A 24813-nucleotide genomic window follows, 5' to 3' on the forward strand; every position below is an offset into this window, starting at 1 on the left:
CGGCCCGTTCCCAGGACCCCTCCACGAAGACGGGTGAGCCTCCTTCGGCCCACCACCAGCACACACAAAGGGGTCCGTGCACCGGCGGACCCCAGGGACTTCCACGTGTGGGTCAGTGGCGTCCCGACGCGGCGACCTTCTCCCGGCGGTCGCGCACCCGGGTGACCACGGCGATGGTCACTGTGGTGGCCAACCCCAGGACGGGCAGGGAGATCCAGATGACCGCCCAGGTGAACTGCCGCATTCCGGCACTGTCGGCCACGTACGTGGAGGCGAGGCCGAACTCGGTGTTCCTGTTGTCGCAACTGACGTCGTAGGTGCCGCTCTCGGTGACCTCCAGGGTCTGGACCAGATGCCACTCCTCGGCCCCGTAGTCGACGCTGCGCACATGGCGACGTTGGCTCATCCCCGGGGATCCGGAGGGGGTGGTGAACGAACAGGTGCCATCGAACGACAGACCGTAGACCCCGATGACGTCGAGGTCCTCCTCATCGACCTCAAGTTGGACCTCCAGGTTCGTGCCCACCTCGCTGATGAAGTCCGGTGCGGGGTGACGTACCCAGGGGCCCAGCGCGAGCAGGACCCCGAAGACCACCAGCGTGACGAGCGCGGAGACCAGGCTCGCGACGTAGCCGCCACGCAGGCGACGCCCGCGCGGAGCCTGCGGGGAGCCGGGGGACATGGCGGGGGAAGGGGAGGAAGGGGAAGACATGGCCGACAGTATGTCAGTGGGTCACGACCAAAAGTGAGCGGCACGTGAGCGATGCGTTTCGCGTGGGCGCACCGACATGACCCGGATCACCATGACCGGCAGGCAGCTCGGCACCCGCGCCTGCATGCCCCCGGAACAGGTCCTGGCCGGCGGGGTCGACCCGCGCAGCGACCTGTACTCCCTGGGCTGCATCCTGTACGAGGCACTCACCCATCAGCCTGTCTTCTCCGCCGACTACACCCCCTTCAGGCTCCAGCGCGCCCACGTGGAGGAGGAACCCAAGCCCCCCTCCTTGCACCGCCCGGACCTGTCGGCCGACCTGGACCAACTGGTCACCGGCCTGCTGGCCAAGGACTCCGAAGCCCGCCCCGCCTCAGCGCAGGAGGTCTACGACCGGCTCGTTCCCCACCTTCCCCAGACCGGTCCCGCCACCCCCGACAAGCCCCTGCCGCCAGGGGCACTGCCAGACCCCACCCGCCCCTACCGGCGACCCATGGCGCCCCGCCCCAAGACACCCGCACCTGCTCCGACCCAGCCGCTGCCGCCCACCCTGGTCGAGCCGACGGGCAGCGTGATCCCGGGAATGGCACCCGGAGAGCTGGCCGAGGCCGACCGCCACGCGCAGGAACTCATCGACGAGGACCGTTTCGCCCAGGCCGTAGGCGTCCTCGACGACGTCATCGACCCGGCGCCGGCAGCGCTGGGCAGCGAGTCCGCACAGGTCGTCGAACTGCGCTTGCTGCGCGCCACCGCCCTGGTTCTCAGTGACGACGCCGGACGCGCCCTTCCGGACCACCCGAGCCCTGCACACCGCCGAGGAGGTCCTCACCCGTGATCAGAGCCGTCGGCGGAGAGCGCTCCGACGACGCGCTCGACCTGCGCCAGGCGATCGCCATGTGGCGGCTGCGCTCCGGCGACACCGGGCAGGCGGCGCGTGAACTTCACGCGCTGTACGCTGACCTGCGCGCGCAGTACGGACCCCAGGCCCCCGAGGCACTCCAGGTGGCGGAGATGCTGGACCGGTTGCGCGGACGCGGCACACCGTCGGGACAACCCCCGTCCCCGTGATGTGCCCCCTTCGACCTCCACCCCCGTGGAAGGAGCCCTGACCCATGCCTCAGCTCGCCTTGGGCGACCAGTTCTTCAAGAGCGGTGAGTACGACGAACTCCCCCCGAGCGCTCGGAAGAACGTCCGCCTCGCCATGGAGAAGTTCGGTCTTCTCACCCCCGCTGAGCTCAAAGCGGACAAGGGCCTCAACTTCAAACCGCCGAAGGCACGGCGCAACCGCAATATCTACACGTTCAAGGTGGACAACTTCTACCGGGGCGTTGTCCTGGCCCCCGAGAGCGGCGACAGCTACGTGCTGCTCAAGGTCATGAACCACGATCCGGCCTATGACTGGGCGAACAAACAGGACGCGGGCGTCAACCAGCTCACCGGCGCGCTGGAGGTCTGGGACGCCGAGGGACTGGAGCGCCTCACCCCCGGCCTGGAGGAGCGCGCGGCTCCCACCGCTCCCGAACAGCGGCTGTTCGCCAAGGTCTCCGACGGGGACCTGAAGACCCTGGGCATCGAGGACAAGGTGCTGCGGGCGGCGCGCACCGTCGTGGACGCGGACGCGCTGGTCGACGTCGTCCCGGTCCTGCCCGAGGACCAGAGCGAGGTGCTCCAATACCTCGCTGCGGGGTTCTCGGTGGCGGAGATCTGGCGCGACGTCGTCGCGCACCGGCCCGCAGGGGGAGCGGACCACGACCTGGACACCGCCATCCGCAACACCCCCACCCGTATCAAGCTGGTCTCCGGGCTGGACGAGTTGGAGGAGATCCTCTCCCAGCCCTTCGCCGTCTGGCGCACCTTCCTGCACCCGGCGCAGCGCAAGGTCGCCTACAAGGCCAGCTACCCGGGCAGCTTCCAGGTCACCGGCGGCCCCGGCACCGGGAAGACGGTGGTGGCCATGCACCGGATCAAACACCTGCTCTCCTACGCCCGCCCCGGCGACCGGCTGCTGTTCACCACCTTCACCAACGCGCTCGCCGACGCGCTGGGCGCCGGGGTCGGGCAGCTCGTGAACGACCCCCGCCACCTCGACATGCTGGACATCACGACCGTCAACGCCCAGGCCAGTAGGGTTCTCACGGAGGCTGCCGGAGGGAAGTCCCCGCACTTCATCACGGACGCCAAGGAGTTGGAGCGCTGGCGGACCGTCGCCGAGCTGCTGGAGCTGGACTGGACCGCCGAGTTCCTGGCCCAGGAGTACCGCCACGTCCTCCTGGCGCAGCGTCTGGACACCCTGGAGGAGTACCAGAAGGCCGCGCGCGGCGGCCGGGGCCGTCCGCTGAACGCCTCCCAGAGGCAGACGGTGTGGCGGGCGGTCACCGCGTTCACCGAAGCCCTGGACGCCGACGGGGTGCAGACCCACCTGCGCGGCTGCGACCTGGCCGCCCGGATCCTGGAGGAGAAGGGGCCGCTGTACCGGCATGTGGTCGTGGACGAGGCCCAGGACCTGCACCCGGCGCAGTGGCGGCTGCTGCGCGCCGCCGTGGCCCCCAAGCCCGACGACCTGTTCATCGCGGGCGACCCCCACCAGCGCATCTACGACGCCAAGGTCTCCCTCAAAACTCTCGGTGTCAACGTGGTGGGCCGTTCCCAGCGGCTGCGCCGCAACTACCGCAGCACCCAGCAGATCCTCTCCTGGTCGAGTCCGCTGTTGAACGGGGAGAAGGTGGAAGCCCTGGCTGACGGCGGCACCGAGTCCCTCGCCGGATACCGATCGGCGCTCCAGGGGCCCCGGCCCACCACGCACGCCGCCGCCGGCCTGGAGGACGAGTTGGACGCCCTGGTGGCCAAGGTCCGGGAGTGGCTCGGCGCCGGGATCGAACCGTCCTCGGTGGCGGTCGCCGTCCGGTTCAAGTGGATGGGCAAGAGGGCGGTCTCCGTGCTCACCGCCGCCGGGATCGAGGCGTGCGAGCTGCGCGGGGCCGGCGACGACACCCCGGGCGTGCGCGTGGGCACGATGCACTCGCTCAAGGGACTGGAGTTCCGGTGCGTCGCGGCGGTGGCGGTCACCGACAGGGCGGTTCCCAACCCCAAGGCGATCACCCCGGAGGAGGTGGACCCGCTCCAGCACAGGACGGATCTGATGGCGGAGCGGTGCCTGCTCTTCGTGGTCTGCACCAGGGCCCGGGACCACCTGCACGTCTCATGGCATGGAAAACCGAGCCCCTTCCTGCTCGAGGCCGGTATCGCCTGAGCCGATGAAGAGGAGATGAAGCGACCCCCGCCCCCTCCCCGGAGTCATCTTGGTTCTCCCGGATGACTTCGGGTGAGGGCTCGCAGGGGGAAGAGTCGGCTTGTTCGCAGGAAAGACCGGGCAGTGGCGCCCGGTGGTGCGCGCTCGGACAGTGGGGGACGAGCACCGGCCAGTGGTCGGACCGGCCGTGTGCACCTCAATGCCTCTTGTGCGGTTCAGGAGCCATACCGGTGGGATTCCTGCAGGCTCGTGGCATGCCGCCCCACAGGCACGTCCACCACAACGGGCTGCCTCCTCTCCGTGTCGTATCTGAAGAGGGCTTGACGACGTGGAAATCAGCGACGCCCGGGCGCGGAAGGCTGCGGCCCTCGTGGAGGGACGGCGGCGCCTTGCCCGGGTGTGAGGAGCGGGTCAAGGACGCAAGGAAAGCGTCTGGCAGCAGTTCTGGGTGGATCCCGATCGGATACCCGAACTACGCGAGACGGTCGAGGCCCTGCCATCCTCGCTGCTCGTGAACGCGGCGGGGACGGCACCTCACACCCGGCACGGGACGACCTCCGGGACCCCGCCTACTCGGGCTCCTCCCGGTCCGGGCGGTCGGACCGCGGCGGCCGGGTGGTCCGTTTCGGCCGGCGGCCGGGGAGCTTCGCCGAACCGGTGCGTGCCGGCAGTGTGCCGGGCGTCCCGGTCGGATGGTCCTGGTCGACGTAGGGGTCGCGCAGAACGGGCGGCTCATCGACGGCTTCGGGCTCGACGACGGTCTCCGAGGTGTCGTGCTCGTCCTCGTCCTGGCGGCGTTCGTACTCCTCCGGGGGCAGGACCTTCTTCCAGGTGCGTGTCCGCATCGCGGGCAGCTCTCCGGCGTCCTCACGCAGGGCCCGGTGCATCGCGTACATCTGGAAGTAGCCCATCACGAAGAACGGGAGGCCGACGAGGACGATGATCTTCTCGAGCGCCTCCAGGCCGCCGGACCCGGAGAACACCAGCAGGGTGGCGGTCACCACGGCGATGGCGACGGCCCAGAAGATGCGCTGGCCCAGCGGGTTGAAGTCCTCGTGGCCGTTGGCCATCGTGTCCGTCACCAGTGCCGCGGAGTCCACCGAGGTGATGAAGAAGACCACCACCAGGATGATGGCGATGACCGAGAGGAGCGTCGGGGCCGGGTAGTGCTCCAGGAACGCGAACAGCGCCCCGGGGACGTCCCCCTGGTCCACGACGCTCTCGACCAGGCCGCCCCCGCGGTTGAGTTCGATGTCGAAGGCGGAGAACCCGAAGACGCCGAACCACAGCACCGAGAAGCCGGCCGGAACGAGCAGCACCCCGGAGACGAACTGGCGGATGGTGCGGCCCTTGGAGATCCGGGCGATGAAGATCCCCACGAACGGCGACCAGCTGATGGTCCAGGCCCAGTAGAACACCGTCCACTCGGTCTGCCATCCGGTGTTGGCGAAGGTGTCGTTCCACAGGGCCAACTCGGGCAGGTTCATCACGTAACGGCCCAGCGACTCGATGGTGCCCCGGAGCACGAACAGGGTGGAACCCGTGAACAGGATGAACACCAGTACGCCCACGGCCAGCCAGATGTTCACGTTGGACAGGACCTTGATACCGCGGTCCAGGCCCAACGCGACGGAGATCATCGCGACCCCGCCGACGACGCCGATGATGACCAGTTGCCAGACGGCGCTCTCCGGGACGCCCAGCACGCGGTGGATCCCGCTGTTGATCTGCAGGGCGCCCAGGCCGAGGGAGACCGCGACGCCGAAGACCGTGCCGACGATGGAGACGACGTCGATGAAGACGCCGATGGGACCGTGGATCCGCTCGCCGAGAATCGGCTGGAAGATCGAGCTGACACGCGGCGGCAGATTCCGCTTGTGGATGAAGTAGGCGAAGCACAGGGCCGGCAGGGTGAAGATCGTCCAGGTGTGCAGGGTGAAATGGTAGAACGTGAAGTTCATCGCGTCCGAGGCGGCTTCTGCCGTTCCCGGTTCGATACCCAGAGAGGGGCCCCGGGGCGGGTCGCCGAAATGGCTGATGGGTTCGGCCACACCCCAGAACATCAGGATGCTACCGATGCCGGCGGCGAAGAGCATGGCGAACCAGGCCGGCCCGGAATGCTCGGGAACCTCGTCGTGGGGGCCCAGTTTCACCCGCCCGAATCTGCCGAGGGCGATGTAGATCAGAAAAACCAGGAACAGGGTGAGGCCGAGGATGTAGAACCAGCCCAGGTTGGTGTACAGCCACTCCGAGGCGACGGTGACGGCTGCGTCCAGCGGCTCGGTGAAGATGATCGTGACGAGCACGAACGCGATGATCACACCGGCCGAGCCGAAGAAAATCGGCGGCGAGGTCCGCAACCGTAGGACGTCGTGCAAACGGGTCAGCATGTGATCCTTTCTTTGAACCAAGGCTTGTATCGAAGCCGGATGTGTCTCCTACCCCGCCTGAGCGTTGTTCGGCATGTCCGAGCCCGAAAATAGGGAGGTCTCCGACACAGGGTTCATCGACCGAGAAGAACCGGAACGTCCGGAGATCTGTGCACACCCTAACGACGACGGTGCGGCCAGGGTCGCCCGACGCGCAGTGGCGTGTACGCGCTGTTACGACGACCGCGGCGCAGGGACACCCGGCTCCTGGTGCTGTGTCCGGGGTGCCCGGGCGGTGCCGGCGTGCGGCCACGCACACCTCGTCCGACCGCCTGAACGTGTCGGTGGTCCGGTTGTCCCGACGGGGACGCACGGCCGCCGCGGGATCACGCGGGGAGGCGGAAGCACGAACCCGGAACCTGACGACGCCTCCGCCTCCGACCGACTCGGACAAGCAAGCGGGGTATTCGGCACGGAAGACCCGCACGAGAACTTCGCTCTGCGCGACGGGATTTCGGGTGCGGGCCACCGGACGGCGGCAAGGCCGCCGGCAGCGGGGTCGATATCCGCGCGCAGGTGGTGCGGTCGTCCCGGGGGGACGGCCATATCCTCCTCGAAGAGAACGGCCGGTCATCGGATCAAAGGACACGTGGAGTTGTTCTCACCGTGACCCTTTCCACTGGTTGAGCCATGGCCGCGGCGGTCCGCCTGTTCGCCGGGAACCACGATCAACCCCCGCCGGGAAATCCGTGGAAAAAGTGCCTTCCGCAAAGGGTTTTGGAACGAACTTCCGGGAGTACACTCCTGGGGTCCAAGGTACTGCTGTGCTCCCGCGTACCACGGGTATGGGTCGTCCCCTTTCGTTCCAATCCGGGAGTGGCGTTGACGGTCGAGATCTCTGTACTCGGCGACATCGAGATGCGGATCGACGGGCGCCCCGTCGATCTCGGGCACATGAGGCGGCAGTTCGTGTTCGTCGGGCTGCTGGTCGACGCCGGCCGCCTGGTCACGGTCGACCAGCTCATCGACCGGGTCTGGGGCCCGCGCCCTCCCGACGGGGCCCGCTCCTCGCTGTACAGCTACGTCTCCCGGCTCCGCTCCGCGCTGGGCGCGGTCGACGGGATCACGGTCGATCGGCGGCCCGGCGGCTACATCCTCAAACTCGACGACGATGCGAATTCTGTAATCGACCTGTACCGTTTCCGTGAGATCGCCGCGAGGGCGCGGAATTCGGCGAACGGCGAATCCGCCCTGGCCCTGTTCGAGGAGGCGCTGCGCCTTTGGCGGGCCGACGCGTTCGGGAGCCTGGACAGTACGTGGGTCAACGAGTTACGGGAAAGGCTCCGGCTCGAACGCTTCCGGACCGAATTGGACCGCAACGACCTGCTCCTCCGTCACGGACGGCAGTCCGAACTCCTGGGCGACCTCTCCGACCTCGCACAGCGGCACCCGCTCGACGAGCGCCTGATCGGCCAGCTCATGCTCACCCTGTACCGGGAGGGGCGCGCCGCGCAGGCGCTGGAACACTACGAGCGCATCAGGAGGATGCTCTCCGAGGCGATGGGGACCGATCCCGGCGCGGAGCTCAAGGAACTGCACCGCAAGATCCTGCACGCGGACCCGGCCCTGGACGCGCACGACGTGTCGGACGCGTCCGCGCCGGACCCCGGCGCACGGCCGGCTCCGGCGCCCCCGCCCCTGCCCATGCAGCTGCCGCCGCCTCCGCCGCTGCTGGCCGGGCGCCGGAGGGAGATGGCCTTCCTCGACGACACGCAGGCCCCCGGGGCGCTGCCGGTCACCGTGGTCTGCGGTCTGGGCGGGGTCGGCAAGACCTCGCTGGCGCTGCGCTGGGCGCACGACAACCTCGACCGCTTCCCCGACGGCCAGCTGTACGTGAACCTGCACGGCTTCGCCCCGAGCGCGCCCGCCACGAAACCGCAGACCGCCGTCCACGACTTCCTCACGGCCCTCGGGGTGGACCAGCAGGCCGTCCCGTCCAGTGCCGAGGCGCGGTTCGGCCTCTACCGCAGCATCGTCGCCCACAAACGGATGCTGATCCTGCTGGACAACGCGCGCGACGCCGAACAGGTCCGCCCCCTCATCCCCGGGTCGGCCTCCTGTACCGTCGTGGTCACCAGCCGCGAGCGGCTCAGCGGCCTGCTCACCACCGGGGGCGTCCGCGTCGTCGCCCTCGACCCGCTCACCTCCGCCGAGGCGCGCCAACTGCTGACGGCCCGCGTCGGGGAGCGCCGGGTGGCCAGGGAACCGGAGGCGGTGGACACCATCGTCGCCGGCTGCGGGCGGCTGCCCCTCGCCCTGGCCATCACCGCCGCCCACGCCGCCGGCAGCCCCCACCTGCCGCTCGCCGAACTCGCGTCCGAGCTGGGGGAGGCCGAGAGCACGCTCGACGCCCTGGACACGGGTGATTTCGACACGTCCCTGCGCAGCGTCCTCGACGCCTCCTACCGGGCCCTCCCCGAACCCGCGGCCCGGCTGCTGGGCCTGCTCAGCGCGGCGCCCGCGCAGGACATGGGGGTTCCGGCCGCGGCGGCGCTCGCCGGGCTCACACGCGCCCGGACCAGGCAACTGCTGCGCACCCTGGGGTCGGCCCATCTCGTCGAGCAGCCGATGCCCGGGCGCTACCAGCTCCACGACCTCGTCCGCCTCCACGGCAGGGAGCGGACCGAGCGGGACCGGTCCGAGGAGGAACGCCGCGAGGGCCTGTCCGCGCTGGTCGACTTCTTCGTCCGCACCGCGGCTCTGGGGAAGCACCTGCTGGCGCCCCAGGAGATCCTGTCGGACGCGGTCGTGGAGCCGACCGGGGAGCGCGCACGCGCCTACGAGCTCACGGGGGAGGCCGACGCACTGGCGTGGTTCACCACCGAGCGCTCCCTGCTGCCCGCCGTCATGCGCCTCGCACAGGACCTCGGCCTCCACCGCGAGGTGTGGCGGCTCGCTTGGGACACGCACACCTTCCTGCGGCGCTGGGGGGACGTCGACGACTTCGTCGGCAACAGGCGCGTCGGCCTGGACGCGGCGACCAGGGTCGAGGGGCCGGACGCCCCGACCCTGCGGGCGATGGCCCACCGGGGCCTGGCGACCGCCCTCATCCAGGCCGATCACCGGGGGGAGGAGCCCCTGGAGCACCTCGCGCGGGCGGTCGCCCAGTTCGAGGAGTCCGGGGACCTGCTCAACCAGGCCCACACGCACCAGATCTACACACGCTTCGGGCTGCACATCCGCGACGAGGAGATGGCGCTGGAGAACGCGGCACGCTCCCTGGAGCTCTACCGCCGTGTCGGCAACGCCACGTGGGAGACCAGCGCGCTCAACAACCTGGGCTGGACCCTGGCCCAGTTCGGCCATTACGAGAGCGCCCGGTCCCATTGCCAGGACGCGCTCAAGGCCAGCCGCGACCTCGGCTACAAGGTGGGGGAGGCGGCCTGCCTGGACAGCCTGGGCTACATCGCCACCCGGGCGGGCCGCCACGAAGAAGCCGTCGAGCACTACCACGAATCCCTTCCGGTGCACCGCGCCCTGCGGGACTCCTACGAGGAGGCGAACACCCTCAGCGGCCTGGCGAAGGCGCACCTGGCCCTCGGCGAGCCGGGCCCCGCACGCGAGGCATGGACACAGGCGCTGAAGCTCTACCGCGAACAGCACCGCACGGAACAGGCACTGGAGATCGAGGAGAGGCTCCGCGAGCTGCGGTGATCCTCCCGGGTCGCCCGTGCCCGGGGCGCGCAGCGCCCGGGCTCCCGCCGCGGGCCCGGTCCCCTCGCCGGACGCGGGGCGGACCGGCAGGGGCCCGCCCCCCACGTCGCGGCGGAGGGGACCGGCGCCGGGCCGCGGGTCCGTCCCCCCGCGGCCCGGCGCGCCGCCGCTTCCGGCGGCGCGGTCAGTGCGCCGGGGACCGCAGCGCCCCGCGCAGCCGGTCGACGGCCTCGGCCGCCAGTTCCTCGGCGGGGCGTCCGGCGTGGTCGAGGGGCAGGAGCTCCCGCAGGGGCTCCGGTGCTGCCCCGAGCCTGATGTACGACTGGAGGACGTCCCTCCACGTCCGGGGTTTGATCGCGAACGACAGGTGCAGCGACGGCTCGTCCGTCGCGGCCCCGGCGTGCGGGTGGCCGCGGGGGATGTAGAGGGTCTGCCCCGGCCGCAGGACCGTCTCCAGCACGGGGTCGAACTCGGGCCGGGCATCGCCGCAGGGCGTGGCCGGCCACCGCTCGGAGGGGTCGCCGACCGACCAGGCCTTGGACCCGTGGATCTGGCACAGCAGGCCGCTGGCCAGGTCGTAGTGCGGGCGCGCACCCGAGTTCCCCGCGGGGGTCAGGAAGGCCGCGCAGTAGATCCCGAACCCCAGGTCCTCCTCGAGGCCGGAGGCAATCGCGGCCACCTCGGGCACGAGCAGGCGCACCTCCTCGAAGATGATCGTCGCGCCGTCCTCGTAGGCCCTCAGCAGGGCCGCGCCGTCCGCGAAGGGCTCCCGGCCGGGGCCGGGGCGCTCCCGGGCCGCGGAGTACTCCTGCTGCGGTACCGGCGCGCCGTCCCGGAGCAGCCGGAAGCACGAGACGGGAAGGCCCGGGGTCCGCAGCAGGGAGAGGGCCCTGTCCAGGGGGAAGGCCCGCGCCACGTCCGCGGACGCCTCCGCGACCGCGGGCGCGTGCTCCCAGTGTTCGAGGAAGGCGTCGGTGTCACCGACCAGGCGGCCCAGGGTGGGGCCGTGGCTCCTGAGCTCCTGCCGATCGGTGGTCGTCGTGGGTGTCATGCGCTCTCCAGTGGAAGGGTCGGACGCGCCCCGGCGCCGACCTCGGCGGGTCGTCAGGAGCGGGGGTCGTGGTTCGCCGGTCACAGAAGGGAGGGGCGGGGGAGCCGGCCCGGGCCCGGACGGGGCGTGACCGCTGCCGGCCGCGGGGCAGGGGGCCTCCCTTTCCGCGGCCGACGGCCCGGGCAGCCGGTTCCCGGGGGGCCTGTGCGGAGCGGCGGGTCAGGAACCGGCGCCGACACGTGTCCCTCCCCCCTCTCCCCGGGGGCGCTCCTCCCTGGGCCGCCTGGTGGCGCGGTGCATCTGCGGCGGCGCCGACCAGAACGTCTCGATGGGGAGGGAGCCGTCACGCGACCGGACGTCGGCGCGGGCCGGCACGGGGAGGACCTCGAAGGCATCGCCCTCGACGCTCACCAGCCGGTTGTCGAAGGAGAACACGCTGGGCGCCCCCCGTGCGGCCAGTTCGCCCGGAACGGTGAAGGAGCGCCCGCTGTTGACGTTGGTGAGCATCGTGGGCCGCCCGGGGGTCGCGGCGATCAGCCATTCACCGCTGTGCGAGGAGCGGATCACCGCCGGGACCGTGCCGAGCCCCAGCGTGTAGAGCGTGCCGGGCCGGTCGGCCTCGGTCCGGTGGAAGTGCGCGGTGTCGGGTGAGCGCTCGGGGACGGACCAGACCCCGCCGAGCACCTCGTCGTAGCACGCCAGCCGGTGGTTCCCCGTGAAGGAGAGGGACGAGGTGTCGGTCCGCGCCGTGCGGGGGTCGAGCTTGTGGACGGTGCCGTCCGCGAGGACGCACAGGATCCGGCGGCGGCGGTGCTGCCAGGCCAGGACCAGGGGAGGGGCGCCGAGCCGCTGGGACGACACGGTCCCGTCCGCCGAGAGCAGCGCCAGTTCCGACTCCGAGGCGGCGGCGACGAGGACGCCCTCGTGGTCGGCGGATCCCCCGGGTTCGAGGAGCAGTGAGCCGGGTCCGGCCGAGCACACGCTCCGGGTCCCCGCGTCCGGGCTCCACGACCGGACGGCCTCCCCGTCGTGGACCAGGAAGCGTCCCGTCCCGGAGCCGGCGTGGACGGTGCTCCCCCGTCCCGCGTCGACGATCTCCCCGGAGCGGTCGGCCCCCAGCTCCATGGCGCGGACCAGGCCCCCCGCCGTGGTCCAGGCGCACCAGGTGCTGTCGTCGTCCACCGCGATGCCGGCCCGGCCGGTCATCGGGCCCCCCGGCTGGCGGCCACGGTCGTGATGGTGGGACCGATCCAGACCTTCTGGGGCGGGCAGGGCCGCTCGCCCTCCTGGATGCGCACGAGGGGGCAGTGCGCGCCCTGGCAGGAGGGCCGGAAGAAGCACGAGCGGCAGCCGGAGTCCTTGGCGTCGTCGTTGTCCACCCACAGGCTCATCAGCTCCGGGTCCAGCCCCAGGTCGCCGTCGGCGCCGAGCTGTCCCACCGCGTTGCGCGGGTCGCGCAGGGCCACGGTGCACTTGTTGACCAGGCCGTTGGGGCGGATCACGAAGGACCACGGCGAGGCGGCGTAGCAGACGGATCCGTTCGGCTTCAGGAACACGTCGTCGGCCGGGTCCAGGCCCGCGTCCAGGGCGCTCGTGCACAGGCCGAGCTTGGTCATCTCCGCCTGCTTGCCGGAGAAGGCCTCCGAGTCCTCGCCCTGGGGGCCGCCCCAGTCGCCGACCGGCCGGTAGATGACCCGGAACCGCTTGTCGTGCGCGTACAGCCGGCTCATCTCCTCGATGAGCTCGGGCACGTGGACGCTGTTCTCCTCGGTGAAGTTCGTGCGGATGAGGGCGCGGAAGACCCGGTCCGTGCGCGACATCTCCGTCAGGTTGGCGACGATCTCGTCGAAGGTCTTGCCGCCGCCCATGAGGAAGCGCGAGGAGTCGTGGGTGTGCGCCGGCCCGTCCAGGGTGATCTGGTAGCTGCTGATGCCGAGTTCGATGCAGCGGGACGCCACCTCGGGGGTCAGGAGCAGGCCGTTGGTGGTGATGCCCGCGCTGTACTCGACCCCCTCCTCGGCGCAGAAGTCGAGGAAGAACGTGCTGAGCTCCTCGATCACGTCGAAGGCGACGAGCGGTTCGCCGCCGAACCAGGAGACGGTGAGCTTCTCGATGCCGTGTTCGCGGCGGTAGCGCCTGACCAGGGCCTTGACGCCCTCGCGCACATGGGTCGCCATGCGGCCCAGCGCGAAGTCCTCGTAGCAGTAGGTGCAGCGGAAGTTGCACGCCTCCGTCGGCATGATGATCAGTTCCAGGCGGTCGGTCCGGTTCTTGCGCCGGTCCCGCAGGTCGTCGGCGGCGGCCAGCTCGTCGTGGGAGGAGGAGACGAGGAAGCCCTTGGCCACCAGCGTGTCGAACAGGACCCTCTCCTCCGAGTCCGGATCCGGTCGGGAGAGCACGCTCTTGCGGTTGTGGAGCAGGGCGTGGACGCGCTCGCCGAGCGGGGACCCGACCTTGAAGACGCTTCCCCGCATGGAGTTGTAGAGGACGACCGCGCCGATGTCCTCGGCCTTGGTGACCACGTTGAATCGGGAGGGACGGAACGTGCCGTCGGGAGCCTTGTCGGGCATGGTCGATCCTCTGTTCGGAGAGTCGTACGAGCAGGGCCCCGCGGCGGGGTCTCGGGATCTTCCGGCCCCGCCACGGGGCCCGTGGTGCTTCGGTCGCCGGCCGTTCGGGCCGGGCCAGAGACGCCTGCTAGCAGTTGAAGTCGATGAACGAGACCTCTTCGTCAGCGGCGGACTCGGTGATGATCTCCTCGAACTCCTGCATGGGAACCATTCCTCTCTGAGATTCAGCAAAATTGACTCGGGAAGTCCAATGTGGCCGGCGCTGTCTTTCCCGGGTGAAGCTTTTGCCTTTGCGGGGCGGGTTCGCGAACAGTGCTCATATTAGGACGGCATATTTTTTCCTGTCAACCCTCTCCGAAGTGTTTTCCGGTTCGGGTGTGGGGCCTTTTTTCGGGCAGGCTGAACAGGCCGAACGTCCCCTCTCTGGTTCGGCTTTCGGGGCTCTCGGTATATCGCTTCTGTAATTCCTCCCGCTGTGTCTCGCCTTTTTATTGTCCTGTGTGTTCCCCGTGTTACTCTTCGCGGTTTTTCAGCGAGCCGTTCCCGGTGTTCCCCCCGCCGTGACCGACGAGCGCAGCGCGCGGCGGTCGGGCTTGTCGGTCCTCGTGCGGGGGAACTCGTCGAGCAGGTGGATCTCCCGCGGCCTCAGGTGCACGGGGAGGTGGTCGCGCAGAGCCGCCCGCACCTGGGCGAGCGCCTCCCCGCCGTGCCCCGGTTCGGCCACCGCGAACGCGACGAGCCGGTCGCCCCTGGCCTTCCCGGTGGGCACCCCCACCACGGCGGCCTCCCTCACGGCCGGGCAGGCGGCCATGACGTCCTCGACGAACCGCGGGGGGAAGGTCTCCCCGTGCACGACCAGGGACTCCTTGATCCGGCCCTCGATGGTCAGGTGGCCGTCCCCGGCGAGGGAGCCGCGGTCCCCCGTGCGCAGCCACCCGTCCCCGGTGAAGGCGTCGGAGTTCGCACCCGGATCGTCCAGGTACCCGTCCATCAGGCCCGGGCCGCGCAGGTGGACCTCCCCCGTGTCCGGGTCGATCCGGGCGGAGGAGCCCTTGACGAGGGGGCCCACGGTGCCCGGCCGCCAGTCGTCCGGGACCGACTGGGTGACCCACGCGACCGTCTCCGAGAGCCCGTACCCGTCGTGGATCGGGCCGCCGACCACGTCCACGTAGCCCTCGACCAGGGAGACCGGGAGCACGTCTCCGCCGCACCCCCGGAACCGCAGGCCGCCCAGGGCGGAGGCCAGGTCCCGGTCCTCGCGCGCCGCCGCGAGCAGGGCGGCGTACATCGAGCCGACGCCGTCGAGGGTGGTGAACGCGCCGCCGCGGAGCAGCCCGGCCACCCGGTCCATGCTCAGCCGCGACTCCACGTGCAGCGCGAACCCGTGCGCCAGCCAGTACTGGACCACCCCCCACCCGTAGGAGTTGAGCAGCGACATCGGCACCAGCATCCGGTCCCCGGGGCCGACCCCGGCATGGGCGGCCACCGTGTGCCGGTGGTAGTCGATCGCGCCGCGCGACAGCTCCACGGCCTTGGGCTCACCGCTGCTCCCGGAGGTGTAGAGCAGGGTGTGCGCGGTCTCGGCGAACGCGGGCCGGCCGTCGTCGGCGACGGCCGTGACGGCCGGCGGACCGCCGCCCGCCCCGGGGGCGACGACGGCGGCCACGCGCCGGGTGCACCCCATGCGGCGCCACCGCTCGCCCTGGCAGAGCACCGGCGCCCCCAGGGACTCGGCGGCCAGGGCCGTGAGCACCGCGGTGTAGGCGTCGTCGCGGCCCAGGACCACACCGTGCCCGGGTCCCGCGCCGGCGGAGGACAGCGCCCGGGTCAGGGCCCCGGCGTCCTCTGCGAGACGGGGCCCGGGCACCTCCTCCCCGTCGACGAAGAGCGTGCCCGTCATGTCCGACTCCTTTCCGGGGATGCCGCGGACCGGCCGCCCACCCGGGCCGGGCCCGCGCCGGCCGTCGTCAGGCCCCGGGCGCGGCCGTCGGGGGCCAGGACCGTGACGTCGAAGTGGTCCCTGGTCAGCCGCTCGAACAGGTTGCCGGGACCGATCACGTGGACCCGCCGCACGCCCAGTTCCCGGAGCCGGCCCACCACGAGCGGGAAGTCGACCGGGGTGACGCAGTCCTGGACCAGCGTGTCGCGCAGGTCATCGGCCCTGTCCACCAGGACGCCGTCGGAACCGCGGACGAAGGGGACCCCCGCGTCCCGGAAGCGGAACGCCGCGGTGCCCTCGGCCGTCCGGTCCCGGAGCCCGGCGTTGGACGGACTGTGCTCGGCCTGGGGGAAGGTGAGGACGGAGACCCCGCCCCCGGCCCTGACCTCGCGTTCGAGGAGGGGCAGGTGCTCCGCCGACACGTTGAGCAGGTGGATGGTGTCGCTGAAGTGGCCGGCGACCTCGGCCCATCCGCCCTCGGACTCGACCCGGGCCCGCAGTTCCTCGAGGCGGTCGCGCCCGACCCGGTACACGAAGTGGGACACCCTGCCGTGGTCGGCCGCGTTCCACACCTCCTCGGACGCGGCCACGGCCTCGCCCGCCCGCATCATGTCCGCGAAGGACAGCGCTCCCACGTAGTGCAGCGCGGGGAGGTGGCCGATGCTCGCCGCCGTGCACAGGCGGGCGTCCCCCTCCTCCGACCTGACGCGGTCGGCGAGGGCGGCGCACGTGACCAGATAGGCCTGCCGGGCCTCGCGGGAGTAGGACTCCGAGGTACGTGCGAACCGCGGGAGGATGCCCGAGCCCAGCACCTCCTCGGCCTCCTCCAGCCGGGCACGGGCGTAGGGGTCGGTCTCCAGGAAGTCGCCGGTCTTGGCGTGCAGCGGCGGGACCGTTCCGCCGAAGAGGACCGCGCTCATCGGTGCTCCGCCATGTCTCGGAGGAAGGACGGCGCCTGGTCGAAGCGGATCACGTCCGCCCCCTTCGCCCTGCCGATGAACGTGAAGGACTTGGCGATGAAGTGGCCGGGGCCCACCACGACGAACCGGGTGGTTCCCAGCGCGAGGAGGTGCTCGATGCCCTCGGCCCAGTACACGGTCCGCGTGTACTGGGTGATCAGGGCCTCGCGCACCTCCTGCGCCGTGGTCAGCGGGCGGGCGCCCATGTTGCAGATGAGGGGGACCCCCGGGTCGCGCACCCGGTCGGCCTGCCCCCACTCGGCGGCGAAGCGGCGCTCGGCCTCCGCCAGCATGGGGGAGTGGCCGGGCGGGCCGTGCGGGATGCGCACGCCGACCCCGCCCGTCTGCGCCGCCAGCTCGTTGACGGCGGTGAGGGCCCGGCCCTCGCCGGACACCACCATCTGGTCGTCGCCGGTGACGGCGCAGGGCGCCACCTCCCACCCCTGCCCGGTGAGCTCCCCGATCTTCGCGTGCACGGCCCGGAGGTCCACGCAGTAGCAGAACGTGCTCCCGTAGTCGCGTCCGGCGAAGACCTCCTCCTCGATGGCGGCCATGGTCCGCACGGTGCGGACGGCGTCGGCGAACTCCAGCGCCCCGGCGGCCGCGGCGGCGGTGATCTGCCCCAGGCTGAGCCCGGCCATGTACGCGGCCCCCTCCCCGAGCCGCGCGGGCAGGGACTCGTACAGGGCGACACCCAGGGCGACCGACATGGGCCGGATGAGCGGCCCCTGGTTGACCAGGTCCGCGTCGGCGGAGTGGAAGGCCCCGACCAGGTCGGCGCCGATCGCCTCGGAGGCGTCCTCCAGCCGTCGGCGGACCCGGGGGAGGGCCTCGTACAGGTCCCGGTAGTCCCCGGGGCGCATGGCCACCTGGGGGTTGAACAGGACGGCCGTCCTCTGTGTCATCTGGTCTTCGCCATCCCCCGGATCACCGACGTGAGCCCGCCGTCCACGACCATGGTCTGCCCGGTCATGTAGCTGGAGCCCTCGCGTGCCAAAAACACGACGGCCTCGGCGATCTCCTCCGGCTCGGCGGCACGCTGCAGGGGGATGCGCTCGTTGACGATGATCTCCAGCTGGTCCTGCGGGAACTCCTGGATCATGCCCGTGCCGCCCGAGAGGCCGGGGGCGACCGCGTTGACCCGGACGCCGTGCATGGCGAACTCGGCGGCCAGGGAGGCGGTCAGGCCCGAGAGGCCGGCCTTGCTCGCGCAGTAGGCGCTCAGCCCGCCCTTGCCGACGAGGCCGAGGATGGACGAGACGTTGACGATGGCGCCGGACCGCTGGAGCATCATCGGCAGGGCACAGGCCTTGATGCAGTTGTAGGCGCCCACGAGGTTGGTCTGGATGACGTCGTTCCACCCGTCGGTGGACTCGGTCGAGACGATGGTGCTCGCGGTGCAGATGCCGGCGTTGTTGACCAGGATGTCGATGCTCTTGTGCTCCCGGACCAGGCCCTGCACGGCCTCGGTGACCTCCGCGTAGTCGCGGACGTCGATCTTCACCGCCTGGGCCGTGCCGCCGAAGGCGCGGATCTCCTCGGCGGTCTTCTCCGCGACCTCGGAGCGAGAGAGGTAGCCGACGGCGACGCCCGCGCCGAGTTCGGCCAGGCGCAGGCACACCGCCCGGCCGAGGCCGCTGCCGCCGCCCGTGACCAGGGCGAATTTCGAGTCGAGTTCCATGTGCTTCTCACGGCTCCTTCGTGTAGGACCTGGTGATGTCGTCGAACCGCCGGTTCTGCATGTAGTCCCGCAGCAGCGCGCGGGCCTCTGCCTTGTCCGAGGCCGGCACGGTGTCGCCGAAGAAGGCGTCGCCGGTCATGCCGCTCTCGTCCGCGCCGTAGTACTCGTCCCGCAGGTACGAGGTGACGATCGCGTCGTGGTACTGGCCGTCGAGGAACAGGTAGTCGCGGAGGACCCCTTCGATGACCATCCCGGACTTGACCAGCATCCGGATCACCCGGGCGTTGAAGGCGGCCGTGATGAACTCGATCCGGTGCGCGTTGTGCGCGTGGAACAGTTCGTGGACCAGCAGCCAGGACGCCTCCCCGCCGCACCCGGAGTCCCACAGCTCGCTGTCGCCGATGACGCCGCCGACGGTGTAGCTCCCCGGGTACTTGCGCTGGCGCCACTGCACCAGGCCGACCGGGACGCCCTCGTGGGTGCGGACCATGGCGAACTTCTCGGGCCCCGACTCGATGGCCGCGCGGATGCCGGACGTGCTGGTGAACCGCTGGGAGCTGCCGGTGCTGAGGGCACCGACCAGGCCCTTGCGGAACCACTGCGCGACGAGGGGGTACTCGTCGTCCTCGATCGCGGACACGCTGACCAGGGCGCCCCTCACTCGGAGCCCCCCTCGCGCCCCGCGAGGAACGCCGCGATGGAGGCGGGGGTGCGGAAGGTCTCGGTCGCGATCTCCGAGACGTCCAGGCCGTAGCGCTTCCGCAGGTCGGCGAGGAAGCGCAGGACGTCCATCGAGTCGATGCCGTGGACGCACTGCGGGCCGAACAGCTCCTCGTCGCCGCCGATGGACTCCGGCGCGGCGTCGATCTCGAAGAGCTCGACGTAGACCTTCTTCACTTCGCTTTCGTAGGACTCGGTCGTGCGCATTTTCAAACCCCTGTCGTTCTGGAGAGCTTTGGCTCGGTGTGTATTCTCTTGCTGATTGCTGTTCGTGGTCGGAAAAGATTGGAGCGGGCGATGGCAAAGGAATCCGCCGTGACGGAGACAATGGTCATGGAAATCATTCGGGAGGCCGTTGACGGTGAGGGGGGATATCCCGGGAGGGAGGAACTCCTCCAGGATGTGGGGGTGGACTCCATCGCCGGGTACGAAATTCGCCTGCTGATCCGGGAACGGTGCGGTGCGCAGGTGACCGAGGAGGAGTTCGACGGGCTGCGCAGTGTGGGGGACCTGCTGGACCTGCTCCGGCGCCGGGGAGGCGCGCCGGCGGGGCTAGACGCCTGAGCCCTGCTGCCGCAGGCACATGCTTCCCCACAGGAAGCCGGCCCCGATCACGGCGAACACCGTGTGCTCGCCGGGTCGGGGGCGCCCGTCCCCCCTCAACCGGTCCAGCACGGTGAAGATCGTCGCGGCGCCCGTGTTCCCGTACTCCTCGATGGTGGTCACGGCCTTGCCCATCGGCTGCCCCATCGCGTCCATCAGCCCGGTCACGAGGTTCTTGTTAGCCTGGTGGAACACGAAGTGGTCGATCTCGTCCGCGGTGCGGCCCGCCAGCTTCAGGGTCTCCTCCAGGTTCGGGGGGATCTGGGTCATGACCTGCCGCCACACCTCGGGCCCGTCCATCTGGAGGAACTGCCGGCCCGTGCCGACCACCTCCGGCCCGAACGGCTCGCGCGCGCCCCCCGCGGGAACTTCCACCGCGTGGGACAGCGTTCCCCCCAGGCTCCACGACAGCACCCCGCTGCCCTCCTCCACGGGCCCGAGGACGGCGGCCCCCGCGGCGTCCCCGAAGAACACCCGGGTGGTGCGGTCCGCCGGGTCCGTGATGCGGGACAGGGCCTCGGCCCCGATGACCAGGACGCGTCGGAAGTGGCCGTTCTGGAGCAGGTGCACCGCCGTCCACATGCCGTACAGCCCGCCGGAGCAGGCCGCCTGGTTCATGTCGAGCGACACCGCCCCGCGCGCGCCGATCCGGTCCGCCACCGTCAGCGCCGTGGAGGGGAGCAGTTGGTCGAAGGTGAACGTCGCGACGATGACGCAGTCGATCTCGTCGGCGCCCGTCCCGGAGTCCTCCAGGGCGCGCAGGGCCGCGGCCACGCACATGTCGGACGTGTTCTCGCCCTCGGGCAGGAAGCGGCGCTCCCGGATGCCCGTCCTGGACACGATCCACTCGTCGCTCGTGTCCAGGTGGCGGCCCAGGTCCTCGTTGGTGACGACCACCCCGGGCACGTAGGAGCCCACGCCCAGGATGCCGACGGGGACCTTGTTCAGCAGGGTGTTGCCGGAGGTGGTCGAGATGTTCTCATCTGGTCTCATGGCGCTTCCTTCGCGCTGGGGGGCGCTTCGTCGGAGGACTTCCCAGCCGGGCGGTCCGGCTGTCGGGGGAAGGAGGTCAGCTCACGGGTGGCGGGCAGCGCGGTGACGAGCGCGGCCACGCCGAGCAGGAGCAGGGCGAAACCCGAGAACAGCAGAGGGGTGCCGGTGTACTGCACGCCGAACCCGGCCACCAGTGGACCGAGCGGAGCCACCGCCCCGGAGATGAACGTGCACGCGCTGCCCACCCGGGCCTGGAGGCGGTCGGGCGTGGTCAGCAGCTGGTAGGTGCCGAGGATGATGGAGAGCAGGGGCGCCATGGCCACGGCCACGGCCAGGGGGAAGACCACGCTCCAGTGGTCGACGAGCGGGATGGCCGCCACCACCGTCAGGGGGAGCACCCAGAGGGTGACCAGGACCAGGGTCCTGGGGGAGAAGCGCCGGAGGAGGGCGGAGGCCCCCAGCGCCCCGCAGATCCCCCCGAGGCCGACCGTGCCCAGCACGGCGCCGATCGTGGCGCTCCCGACCCCCGCGTCGGCGCCGACCATGACGACCGTCAGCATCACCCCGTTGATCACCAGGTTCGGGGCGGCGCCGGCGAGCAGCAGGACCTGGAGCGGGGGGCGCTCCCCGATCCAGGAGAACGCCTCCGTCCACCGCCGGCGCCGCGGCCCCTCCACGGACGCCGCCGGCTCGCGGGGACCCTGCAGCCTCTCCCGGACGAACACCAGCCCGATCGCCGCGACCGCGTGGCCCGCGGCGGCGGCGCCGAACGGCAGGACCCGCGAGACCGCCATCAGCCACCCGCCCGCGACCGGCCCGAGGATCGACGCGATCTGGTTGCGCGCCTCGTTCTGGCCCACCGCGGCGGAGAGCTGGGAGGGGGGCACGATGTGCCGCAGCGCCGCCCGTTCGGCGAAGCGGTAGCCCTCGTGCCCCACCACGTCGACCAGTGCCACCGCCACCACCGCCCACAGCAGCAGCGTGGAGTCGCCGACCACGACCAGCACCAGGACCAGGAATCCCATGGCCAGCGCCCGGGACCCCTGCGCGCCGATCATCAGGGCGCGCCGGTCGAACCGGTCGGCCGCGGCTCCGCCGGGAAGCCTGGCCGCGACGGCGGCGGCCCCCAGGGCGAAGGTCACCGTGCCGACCAGGGCCGGGGTGCCCCCCGAGTCCAGGAGGACGAGGGGGTAGGCCACGGCTCCCATCCCGGGGCCGAACTGCGCGACGAACTGGCCGGTCCACAGGATGCGGAAGGACCGGTTGCGGCGCAGGGGGACCGGCCGGGTCTCAGGTGCGGTCACGGAGCGCCTCCGCGGGTGGGACGTCGCCCGCGCGCCGCGACGCGAGCACGGACACCAGCGTGGAGAACACGAGGGTGGCCCCGATGATCACGACGAGCACGGCCACGGGGACCGTGTAGGTCACCCCCGGCAGGTCGACCCGCAGCGAGTCCACGAGGCCCGGGGACACGGCGAAGCCCAGCCCCACGCCGAGCGCGATGCCGCTCACCGTGACCACCAGCGACTCGATGAGGAAGAGCTGGCGGATCCCCGAGCGCTGCATGCCGATGGCCCGCAGCACCCCGATCTGGTTGCGGCGCTCGGTGATCGACCTGATGCTCACCACGCCCAGGGCCGAGCACCCGACGACGAGCCCGAAGCCCATGAAGGCCATCAGCAGCCACTGCACGACCCCGTTGGAGGAGGCGCGGAACTCCACCTCCTCCTGGAGCGGCGTGACCGTGACCCCGTGGTCCAGCAGGGCGCGCCGGGCGGCGAGCGCGACCTCCCCGACCTCCTCCCGGTCCTCGGCGGCGACGAACCAGTGCGTGGGGGAGGCGTCCTCACCGGTGATCCTGGCCAGCCCCTCGGTCGAGGTCACGACGTCCCCGAGGTACTCGGCGCTCCGGTCCACGACCCCGATGACGCGCAGCGTGGTGGTGCCGCCGTCGGGACCGGCCACCTCCAGGCGCAGGTCCCCCGGCAGCTCCTCGTCCAGGACGTCCACGCCCTCCAGCTCCAGGTCGCTCCCGCCGCCCACGAAGGCCGCCGAGTCGCTGGGGATCATGGTCCCGGAGACGACGGCGGTGTTCGGGGAGCGGCGCAGCTCGTCCCAGACCTCCTCGGAGGAGTCCAGGCCCGGGGCCCGGAGGAAGACCGGGTAGCGGTTGCCGAGGATGTAGTCCTCGTCGGCCCCCCAGACCCCGACCTCCTCGGCGCCCGCCTCGGCGTCGATCTGGCGGGCCCGCACGGAGACGTCGGCGTACCCGCCGATCCGGCCCACCTCCGAGGTGTCGATGTGCGGGCTCTCCTCGAACACGCCGCGCAGGTCCGGGGGCGTCCCGCCCGGGGAGACCCAGGACGCCTGGAGGTCGAACCCGCCCGTCACCGACCGGTGGTCGGCGTAGATCTGGTTGACGGCCGCGGTGACGAAGCCGCTGAGGGTGATCGTCAGGACCACGATGCTCAGCATCGCGATCGTCATCCCCGAGCGGAGCCGGTTCCGGACGGAGTAGGCCACCGCGATGGGGACGACCGAGGTCATCCTCGGCAGCGGCGCCAGGAGGCGCCGCAGGGCCCGCTGCACGAGGTCGTCGTTGGACACGAACAGCCAGACGCCCGCGCCCACCAGGGCGATGCCGGAGAGGAAGAAGATCGTGATGCCGGACCCGGTCTCGCCGAACAGCTCGCTCGGCAGCGACCACAGGACGATGACCGCCACCGCCCCCGTGGAGTGGGCGAGGCGCTGCGGGACCCGCAGGCGCGGAAGCCCGGCGCCCAGCGCCCCGAACACCAGGGTGAGCCCGGTGAGCGTCTCGGTCGCGGTCCCGTTCCGCACGCCCAGGGCCGCGGTCGCGAGTCCGGCGAGCAGGGCCAGGACCGGCAGGACCACGGCCCGGCGCCGGGACCGGGGCGGCGCCTCGGCCCCGCGCAGCGCCGCGACGATGTCCACCTTCGAGGCCCGCAGGGCCACGAGCGCGAAGACCACCGCGATGACGCCCACGCCGATGAGGTAGGCGGTGGCCATGGCCACGGGGTCGAACCCGAACTCCAGGCGCGGCGGAGGCAGGGCCGGGTCCGTGACCCGGTCGCTGAGCACACGCGACGCGCTCGCCCCGACCCCCCAGCCCAGGAGGGTTCCGGCCGCGGACGCCAGGACCGCGTACCCCAGCCCCTCCAGGGCCAGGACGAAGGCGAGCCGCCCGCGTTTCATGCCCATGGCCCGCAGGACGCCGAACTCCGCGTGGCGCTCGCCGGCCAGCATCATCACGACGAGGACGATCAGGAGCACGCCCGCCACCATGGACAGCTGGCTGAACAGCAGGAACAGAGTCGACAACTCGGCCGTGAGGCGGTCCGCGCTCTCGTGCGCGGAGGCGCGCAGGGGCTCGGCCTCCCAGTCGTTGGCGCGGGCGAGGGAGGACAGTTCGCCGTGGACGGGGTCCTCCCGTTCCTCCCAGGTGACCTCGCGGTCGTAGGCCAGGGTGACGGCGTTGACCCGGCCGGGGAGGTCGGCGATCTCCTGGAGTTCGCGCAGGGACACGACCGCGGAGGCGGGAGGCGCCAGCGGGGCGCCGGTCTCGTACACGCCGACGACGCGCATGGTGCGGCCGGCGACGGTGAGGACGTCCCCCCGTTCCGCGCGCAGGTCGCGGGAGGCGGCCCCGCTGAGCAGGATGTCGTCCTCGCGGAGGTTGTCGCGCGCCAGCGGTTCGCCCGACGAGTCCACGAGCCGGACCGCGTCGTCGTTGTTCGCGGCTCCGACCACGGTGAGTGCCGGTTCGCCGCGCTCGGTGCGCTCGTGCTCCACGGGGACGGGGAGGCTGAGCAGTGAGGAGACCGTGGTGCCGGGTTCGTCCAGGGCGTCCTCGATGGAGCGGACGTCGTCGGAGTCCAGGGCGGGCGGCCCGGTGTCGGCGGCTTCCCCCGCCTCCTCCTGCTGCTGCTCCGGCTCCTCCCGGTCGTCCGCCTCCACCGGGGTCACGACCGCGTCGACCCCGCCCAGGTCCGCGGTCTGCTGGGCCCGCATCGCCTGGTGGAGTGCGGCCTCCAGGGTGAAGGAGGCGGAGAACAGCAGGGCGGCGAGGGAGAGGCCCAACGCCACGAGAAGGGTCTGGGCCGGTCGGCGGAAGGCGTTGCGCATGGCGATGCGCACGCTCAGCCGCCCTCGCGGGGTGAGCGCCACCAGGGCGATCAGCAGCAGCGGAGAGGCCACCGCGACCACGAGGGTGAGTGCGTCGCTCATCCG

General features: G+C 71.4%; 19 protein-coding genes. 5 read left to right on the forward strand and 14 right to left on the reverse strand.

Annotation, left to right across the window (positions count from 1 at the left end; all coding sequences use genetic code 11):
• Positions 1-112 precede the first annotated feature (112 nt).
• Positions 113-712, reverse strand: a complete 600-nt coding sequence (locus ACQPYD_RS10925; protein WP_433700870.1) for a hypothetical protein — start codon at positions 710-712, stop codon at positions 113-115.
• A gap of 76 nt (positions 713-788) precedes the next feature.
• Here ACQPYD_RS10925 and ACQPYD_RS10930 point away from each other — a divergent pair, with 76 nt between their 5' ends.
• The 3 genes from ACQPYD_RS10930 to ACQPYD_RS10940 are packed head-to-tail and all read left to right on the forward strand — an operon-like array spanning position 789 to position 3963.
• On the forward strand, positions 789-1547 hold the full coding sequence (locus tag ACQPYD_RS10930) for a serine/threonine protein kinase (RefSeq protein WP_433700871.1): 759 nt from the start codon (positions 789-791) through the stop codon (positions 1545-1547).
• On the forward strand, positions 1544-1780 hold the full coding sequence (locus tag ACQPYD_RS10935) for a hypothetical protein (RefSeq protein WP_344177831.1): 237 nt from the start codon (positions 1544-1546) through the stop codon (positions 1778-1780). Before ACQPYD_RS10930 ends, ACQPYD_RS10935 begins: the two co-directional genes overlap by 4 nt.
• 44 nt (positions 1781-1824) lie before the next feature.
• Positions 1825-3963, forward strand: a complete 2139-nt coding sequence (locus tag ACQPYD_RS10940) for a UvrD-helicase domain-containing protein (RefSeq protein ID WP_433700872.1) — start codon at positions 1825-1827, stop codon at positions 3961-3963.
• A 569-nt stretch (positions 3964-4532) separates the two neighbouring features.
• Here ACQPYD_RS10940 and ACQPYD_RS10945 read toward each other — a convergent pair.
• Positions 4533-6353 carry a BCCT family transporter gene (locus ACQPYD_RS10945; protein ID WP_433700873.1) on the reverse strand — a complete coding sequence of 607 codons (1821 nt, stop codon included), beginning with the start codon at positions 6351-6353 and terminating at the stop codon, positions 4533-4535.
• Between the two features lie 861 nt (positions 6354-7214).
• Between ACQPYD_RS10945 and ACQPYD_RS10950 the strand changes: the two genes are divergently transcribed.
• Complete coding sequence (locus tag ACQPYD_RS10950; RefSeq protein WP_433700874.1) at positions 7215-10046, forward strand: AfsR/SARP family transcriptional regulator; 2832 nt, start codon at positions 7215-7217, stop codon at positions 10044-10046.
• 184 nt (positions 10047-10230) lie between these two features.
• On the opposite strand, the gene ACQPYD_RS10955 is transcribed toward ACQPYD_RS10950, so the two are convergent.
• From ACQPYD_RS10955 to ACQPYD_RS10995, 9 genes are all read right to left on the reverse strand, one after another.
• Positions 10231-11097 carry a JmjC domain-containing protein gene (locus ACQPYD_RS10955; protein ID WP_433700875.1) on the reverse strand — a complete coding sequence of 289 codons (867 nt, stop codon included), beginning with the start codon at positions 11095-11097 and terminating at the stop codon, positions 10231-10233.
• Between the two features lie 219 nt (positions 11098-11316).
• Positions 11317-12303 carry a hypothetical protein gene (locus tag ACQPYD_RS10960; protein ID WP_433700876.1) on the reverse strand — a complete coding sequence of 329 codons (987 nt, stop codon included), beginning with the start codon at positions 12301-12303 and terminating at the stop codon, positions 11317-11319.
• A complete protein-coding gene (locus ACQPYD_RS10965) occupies positions 12300-13667 on the reverse strand; it encodes a radical SAM protein (protein ID WP_433700877.1) in 1368 nt (455 codons plus the stop codon). The genes ACQPYD_RS10960 and ACQPYD_RS10965 overlap by 4 nt, the downstream gene beginning before the upstream one ends.
• A 529-nt stretch (positions 13668-14196) precedes the next feature.
• Positions 14197-15567 carry a class I adenylate-forming enzyme family protein gene (locus ACQPYD_RS10970; RefSeq protein WP_433700878.1) on the reverse strand — a complete coding sequence of 457 codons (1371 nt, stop codon included), beginning with the start codon at positions 15565-15567 and terminating at the stop codon, positions 14197-14199.
• On the reverse strand, positions 15564-16526 hold the full coding sequence (locus tag ACQPYD_RS10975; RefSeq protein WP_433700879.1) for an ACP S-malonyltransferase: 963 nt from the start codon (positions 16524-16526) through the stop codon (positions 15564-15566). Before ACQPYD_RS10975 ends, ACQPYD_RS10970 begins: the two co-directional genes overlap by 4 nt.
• Positions 16523-17470: an ACP S-malonyltransferase gene (locus ACQPYD_RS10980; RefSeq protein WP_433700880.1), complete on the reverse strand. Its 948-nt coding sequence runs from the start codon at positions 17468-17470 to the stop codon at positions 16523-16525. The genes ACQPYD_RS10975 and ACQPYD_RS10980 overlap by 4 nt, the downstream gene beginning before the upstream one ends.
• Positions 17467-18246, reverse strand: a complete 780-nt coding sequence (locus ACQPYD_RS10985; protein ID WP_433700881.1) for an SDR family oxidoreductase — start codon at positions 18244-18246, stop codon at positions 17467-17469. The genes ACQPYD_RS10980 and ACQPYD_RS10985 overlap by 4 nt, the downstream gene beginning before the upstream one ends.
• 7 nt (positions 18247-18253) lie before the next feature.
• Positions 18254-18907: a GNAT family N-acetyltransferase gene (locus ACQPYD_RS10990; RefSeq protein ID WP_433700882.1), complete on the reverse strand. Its 654-nt coding sequence runs from the start codon at positions 18905-18907 to the stop codon at positions 18254-18256.
• Positions 18904-19173 carry an acyl carrier protein gene (locus ACQPYD_RS10995; RefSeq protein WP_433700883.1) on the reverse strand — a complete coding sequence of 90 codons (270 nt, stop codon included), beginning with the start codon at positions 19171-19173 and terminating at the stop codon, positions 18904-18906. Before ACQPYD_RS10995 ends, ACQPYD_RS10990 begins: the two co-directional genes overlap by 4 nt.
• A 90-nt stretch (positions 19174-19263) precedes the next feature.
• On the opposite strand from ACQPYD_RS10995, the gene ACQPYD_RS11000 reads away from it, so the two are divergent.
• Entirely contained in the window at positions 19264-19530 is a 267-nt protein-coding gene (locus ACQPYD_RS11000) for an acyl carrier protein (protein WP_433700884.1), read from the forward strand.
• Here ACQPYD_RS11000 and ACQPYD_RS11005 read toward each other — a convergent pair.
• Genes ACQPYD_RS11005 through ACQPYD_RS11015 form a run of 3 tightly spaced genes read right to left on the reverse strand, consistent with a single transcriptional unit; the run spans position 19519 to position 24810 of the window.
• A complete protein-coding gene (locus ACQPYD_RS11005; protein ID WP_433700885.1) occupies positions 19519-20562 on the reverse strand; it encodes a 3-oxoacyl-ACP synthase III family protein in 1044 nt (347 codons plus the stop codon). The genes ACQPYD_RS11000 and ACQPYD_RS11005 overlap by 12 nt on opposite strands.
• The gene (locus ACQPYD_RS11010; RefSeq protein WP_433700886.1) at positions 20559-21866 is read right to left on the reverse strand and encodes an MFS transporter; all 1308 of its coding nucleotides are present in this window, start codon (positions 21864-21866) and stop codon (positions 20559-20561) included. Before ACQPYD_RS11010 ends, ACQPYD_RS11005 begins: the two co-directional genes overlap by 4 nt.
• The gene (locus ACQPYD_RS11015; RefSeq protein ID WP_433700887.1) at positions 21853-24810 is read right to left on the reverse strand and encodes an ABC transporter permease; all 2958 of its coding nucleotides are present in this window, start codon (positions 24808-24810) and stop codon (positions 21853-21855) included. Before ACQPYD_RS11015 ends, ACQPYD_RS11010 begins: the two co-directional genes overlap by 14 nt.
• Between the last annotated feature and the right edge of the window lie 3 nt (positions 24811-24813).

This window comes from Nocardiopsis sp. CA-288880, assembly GCF_050955985.1.
GTDB lineage: Bacteria > Actinomycetota > Actinomycetes > Streptosporangiales > Streptosporangiaceae > Nocardiopsis > Nocardiopsis tropica.

Excerpts from the sequence above, each read along its gene's own strand:
- ACQPYD_RS10965 (WP_433700877.1), bottom strand. The coding sequence starts at position 13,667 with ATGCCCGACAAGGCTCCCGACGGCACGTTCCGTCCCTCCCGATTCAAC.
- ACQPYD_RS10995 (WP_433700883.1), bottom strand. The coding sequence starts at position 19,173 with ATGCGCACGACCGAGTCCTACGAAAGCGAAGTGAAGAAGGTCTACGTC.
- ACQPYD_RS10955 (WP_433700875.1), bottom strand. The coding sequence starts at position 11,097 with ATGACACCCACGACGACCACCGATCGGCAGGAGCTCAGGAGCCACGGC.
- ACQPYD_RS10970 (WP_433700878.1), bottom strand. The coding sequence starts at position 15,567 with ATGACGGGCACGCTCTTCGTCGACGGGGAGGAGGTGCCCGGGCCCCGT.
- ACQPYD_RS10975 (WP_433700879.1), bottom strand. The coding sequence starts at position 16,526 with ATGAGCGCGGTCCTCTTCGGCGGAACGGTCCCGCCGCTGCACGCCAAG.
- ACQPYD_RS10945 (WP_433700873.1), bottom strand. The coding sequence starts at position 6,353 with ATGCTGACCCGTTTGCACGACGTCCTACGGTTGCGGACCTCGCCGCCG.
- ACQPYD_RS10930 (WP_433700871.1), top strand. The coding sequence starts at position 789 with ATGACCCGGATCACCATGACCGGCAGGCAGCTCGGCACCCGCGCCTGC.
- ACQPYD_RS10960 (WP_433700876.1), bottom strand. The coding sequence starts at position 12,303 with ATGACCGGCCGGGCCGGCATCGCGGTGGACGACGACAGCACCTGGTGC.
- ACQPYD_RS10940 (WP_433700872.1), top strand. The coding sequence starts at position 1,825 with ATGCCTCAGCTCGCCTTGGGCGACCAGTTCTTCAAGAGCGGTGAGTAC.
- ACQPYD_RS11000 (WP_433700884.1), top strand. The coding sequence starts at position 19,264 with ATGGCAAAGGAATCCGCCGTGACGGAGACAATGGTCATGGAAATCATT.
- ACQPYD_RS10925 (WP_433700870.1), bottom strand. The coding sequence starts at position 712 with ATGTCTTCCCCTTCCTCCCCTTCCCCCGCCATGTCCCCCGGCTCCCCG.
- ACQPYD_RS10980 (WP_433700880.1), bottom strand. The coding sequence starts at position 17,470 with ATGACACAGAGGACGGCCGTCCTGTTCAACCCCCAGGTGGCCATGCGC.
- ACQPYD_RS11015 (WP_433700887.1), bottom strand. The coding sequence starts at position 24,810 with ATGAGCGACGCACTCACCCTCGTGGTCGCGGTGGCCTCTCCGCTGCTG.
- ACQPYD_RS10985 (WP_433700881.1), bottom strand. The coding sequence starts at position 18,246 with ATGGAACTCGACTCGAAATTCGCCCTGGTCACGGGCGGCGGCAGCGGC.
- ACQPYD_RS11005 (WP_433700885.1), bottom strand. The coding sequence starts at position 20,562 with ATGAGACCAGATGAGAACATCTCGACCACCTCCGGCAACACCCTGCTG.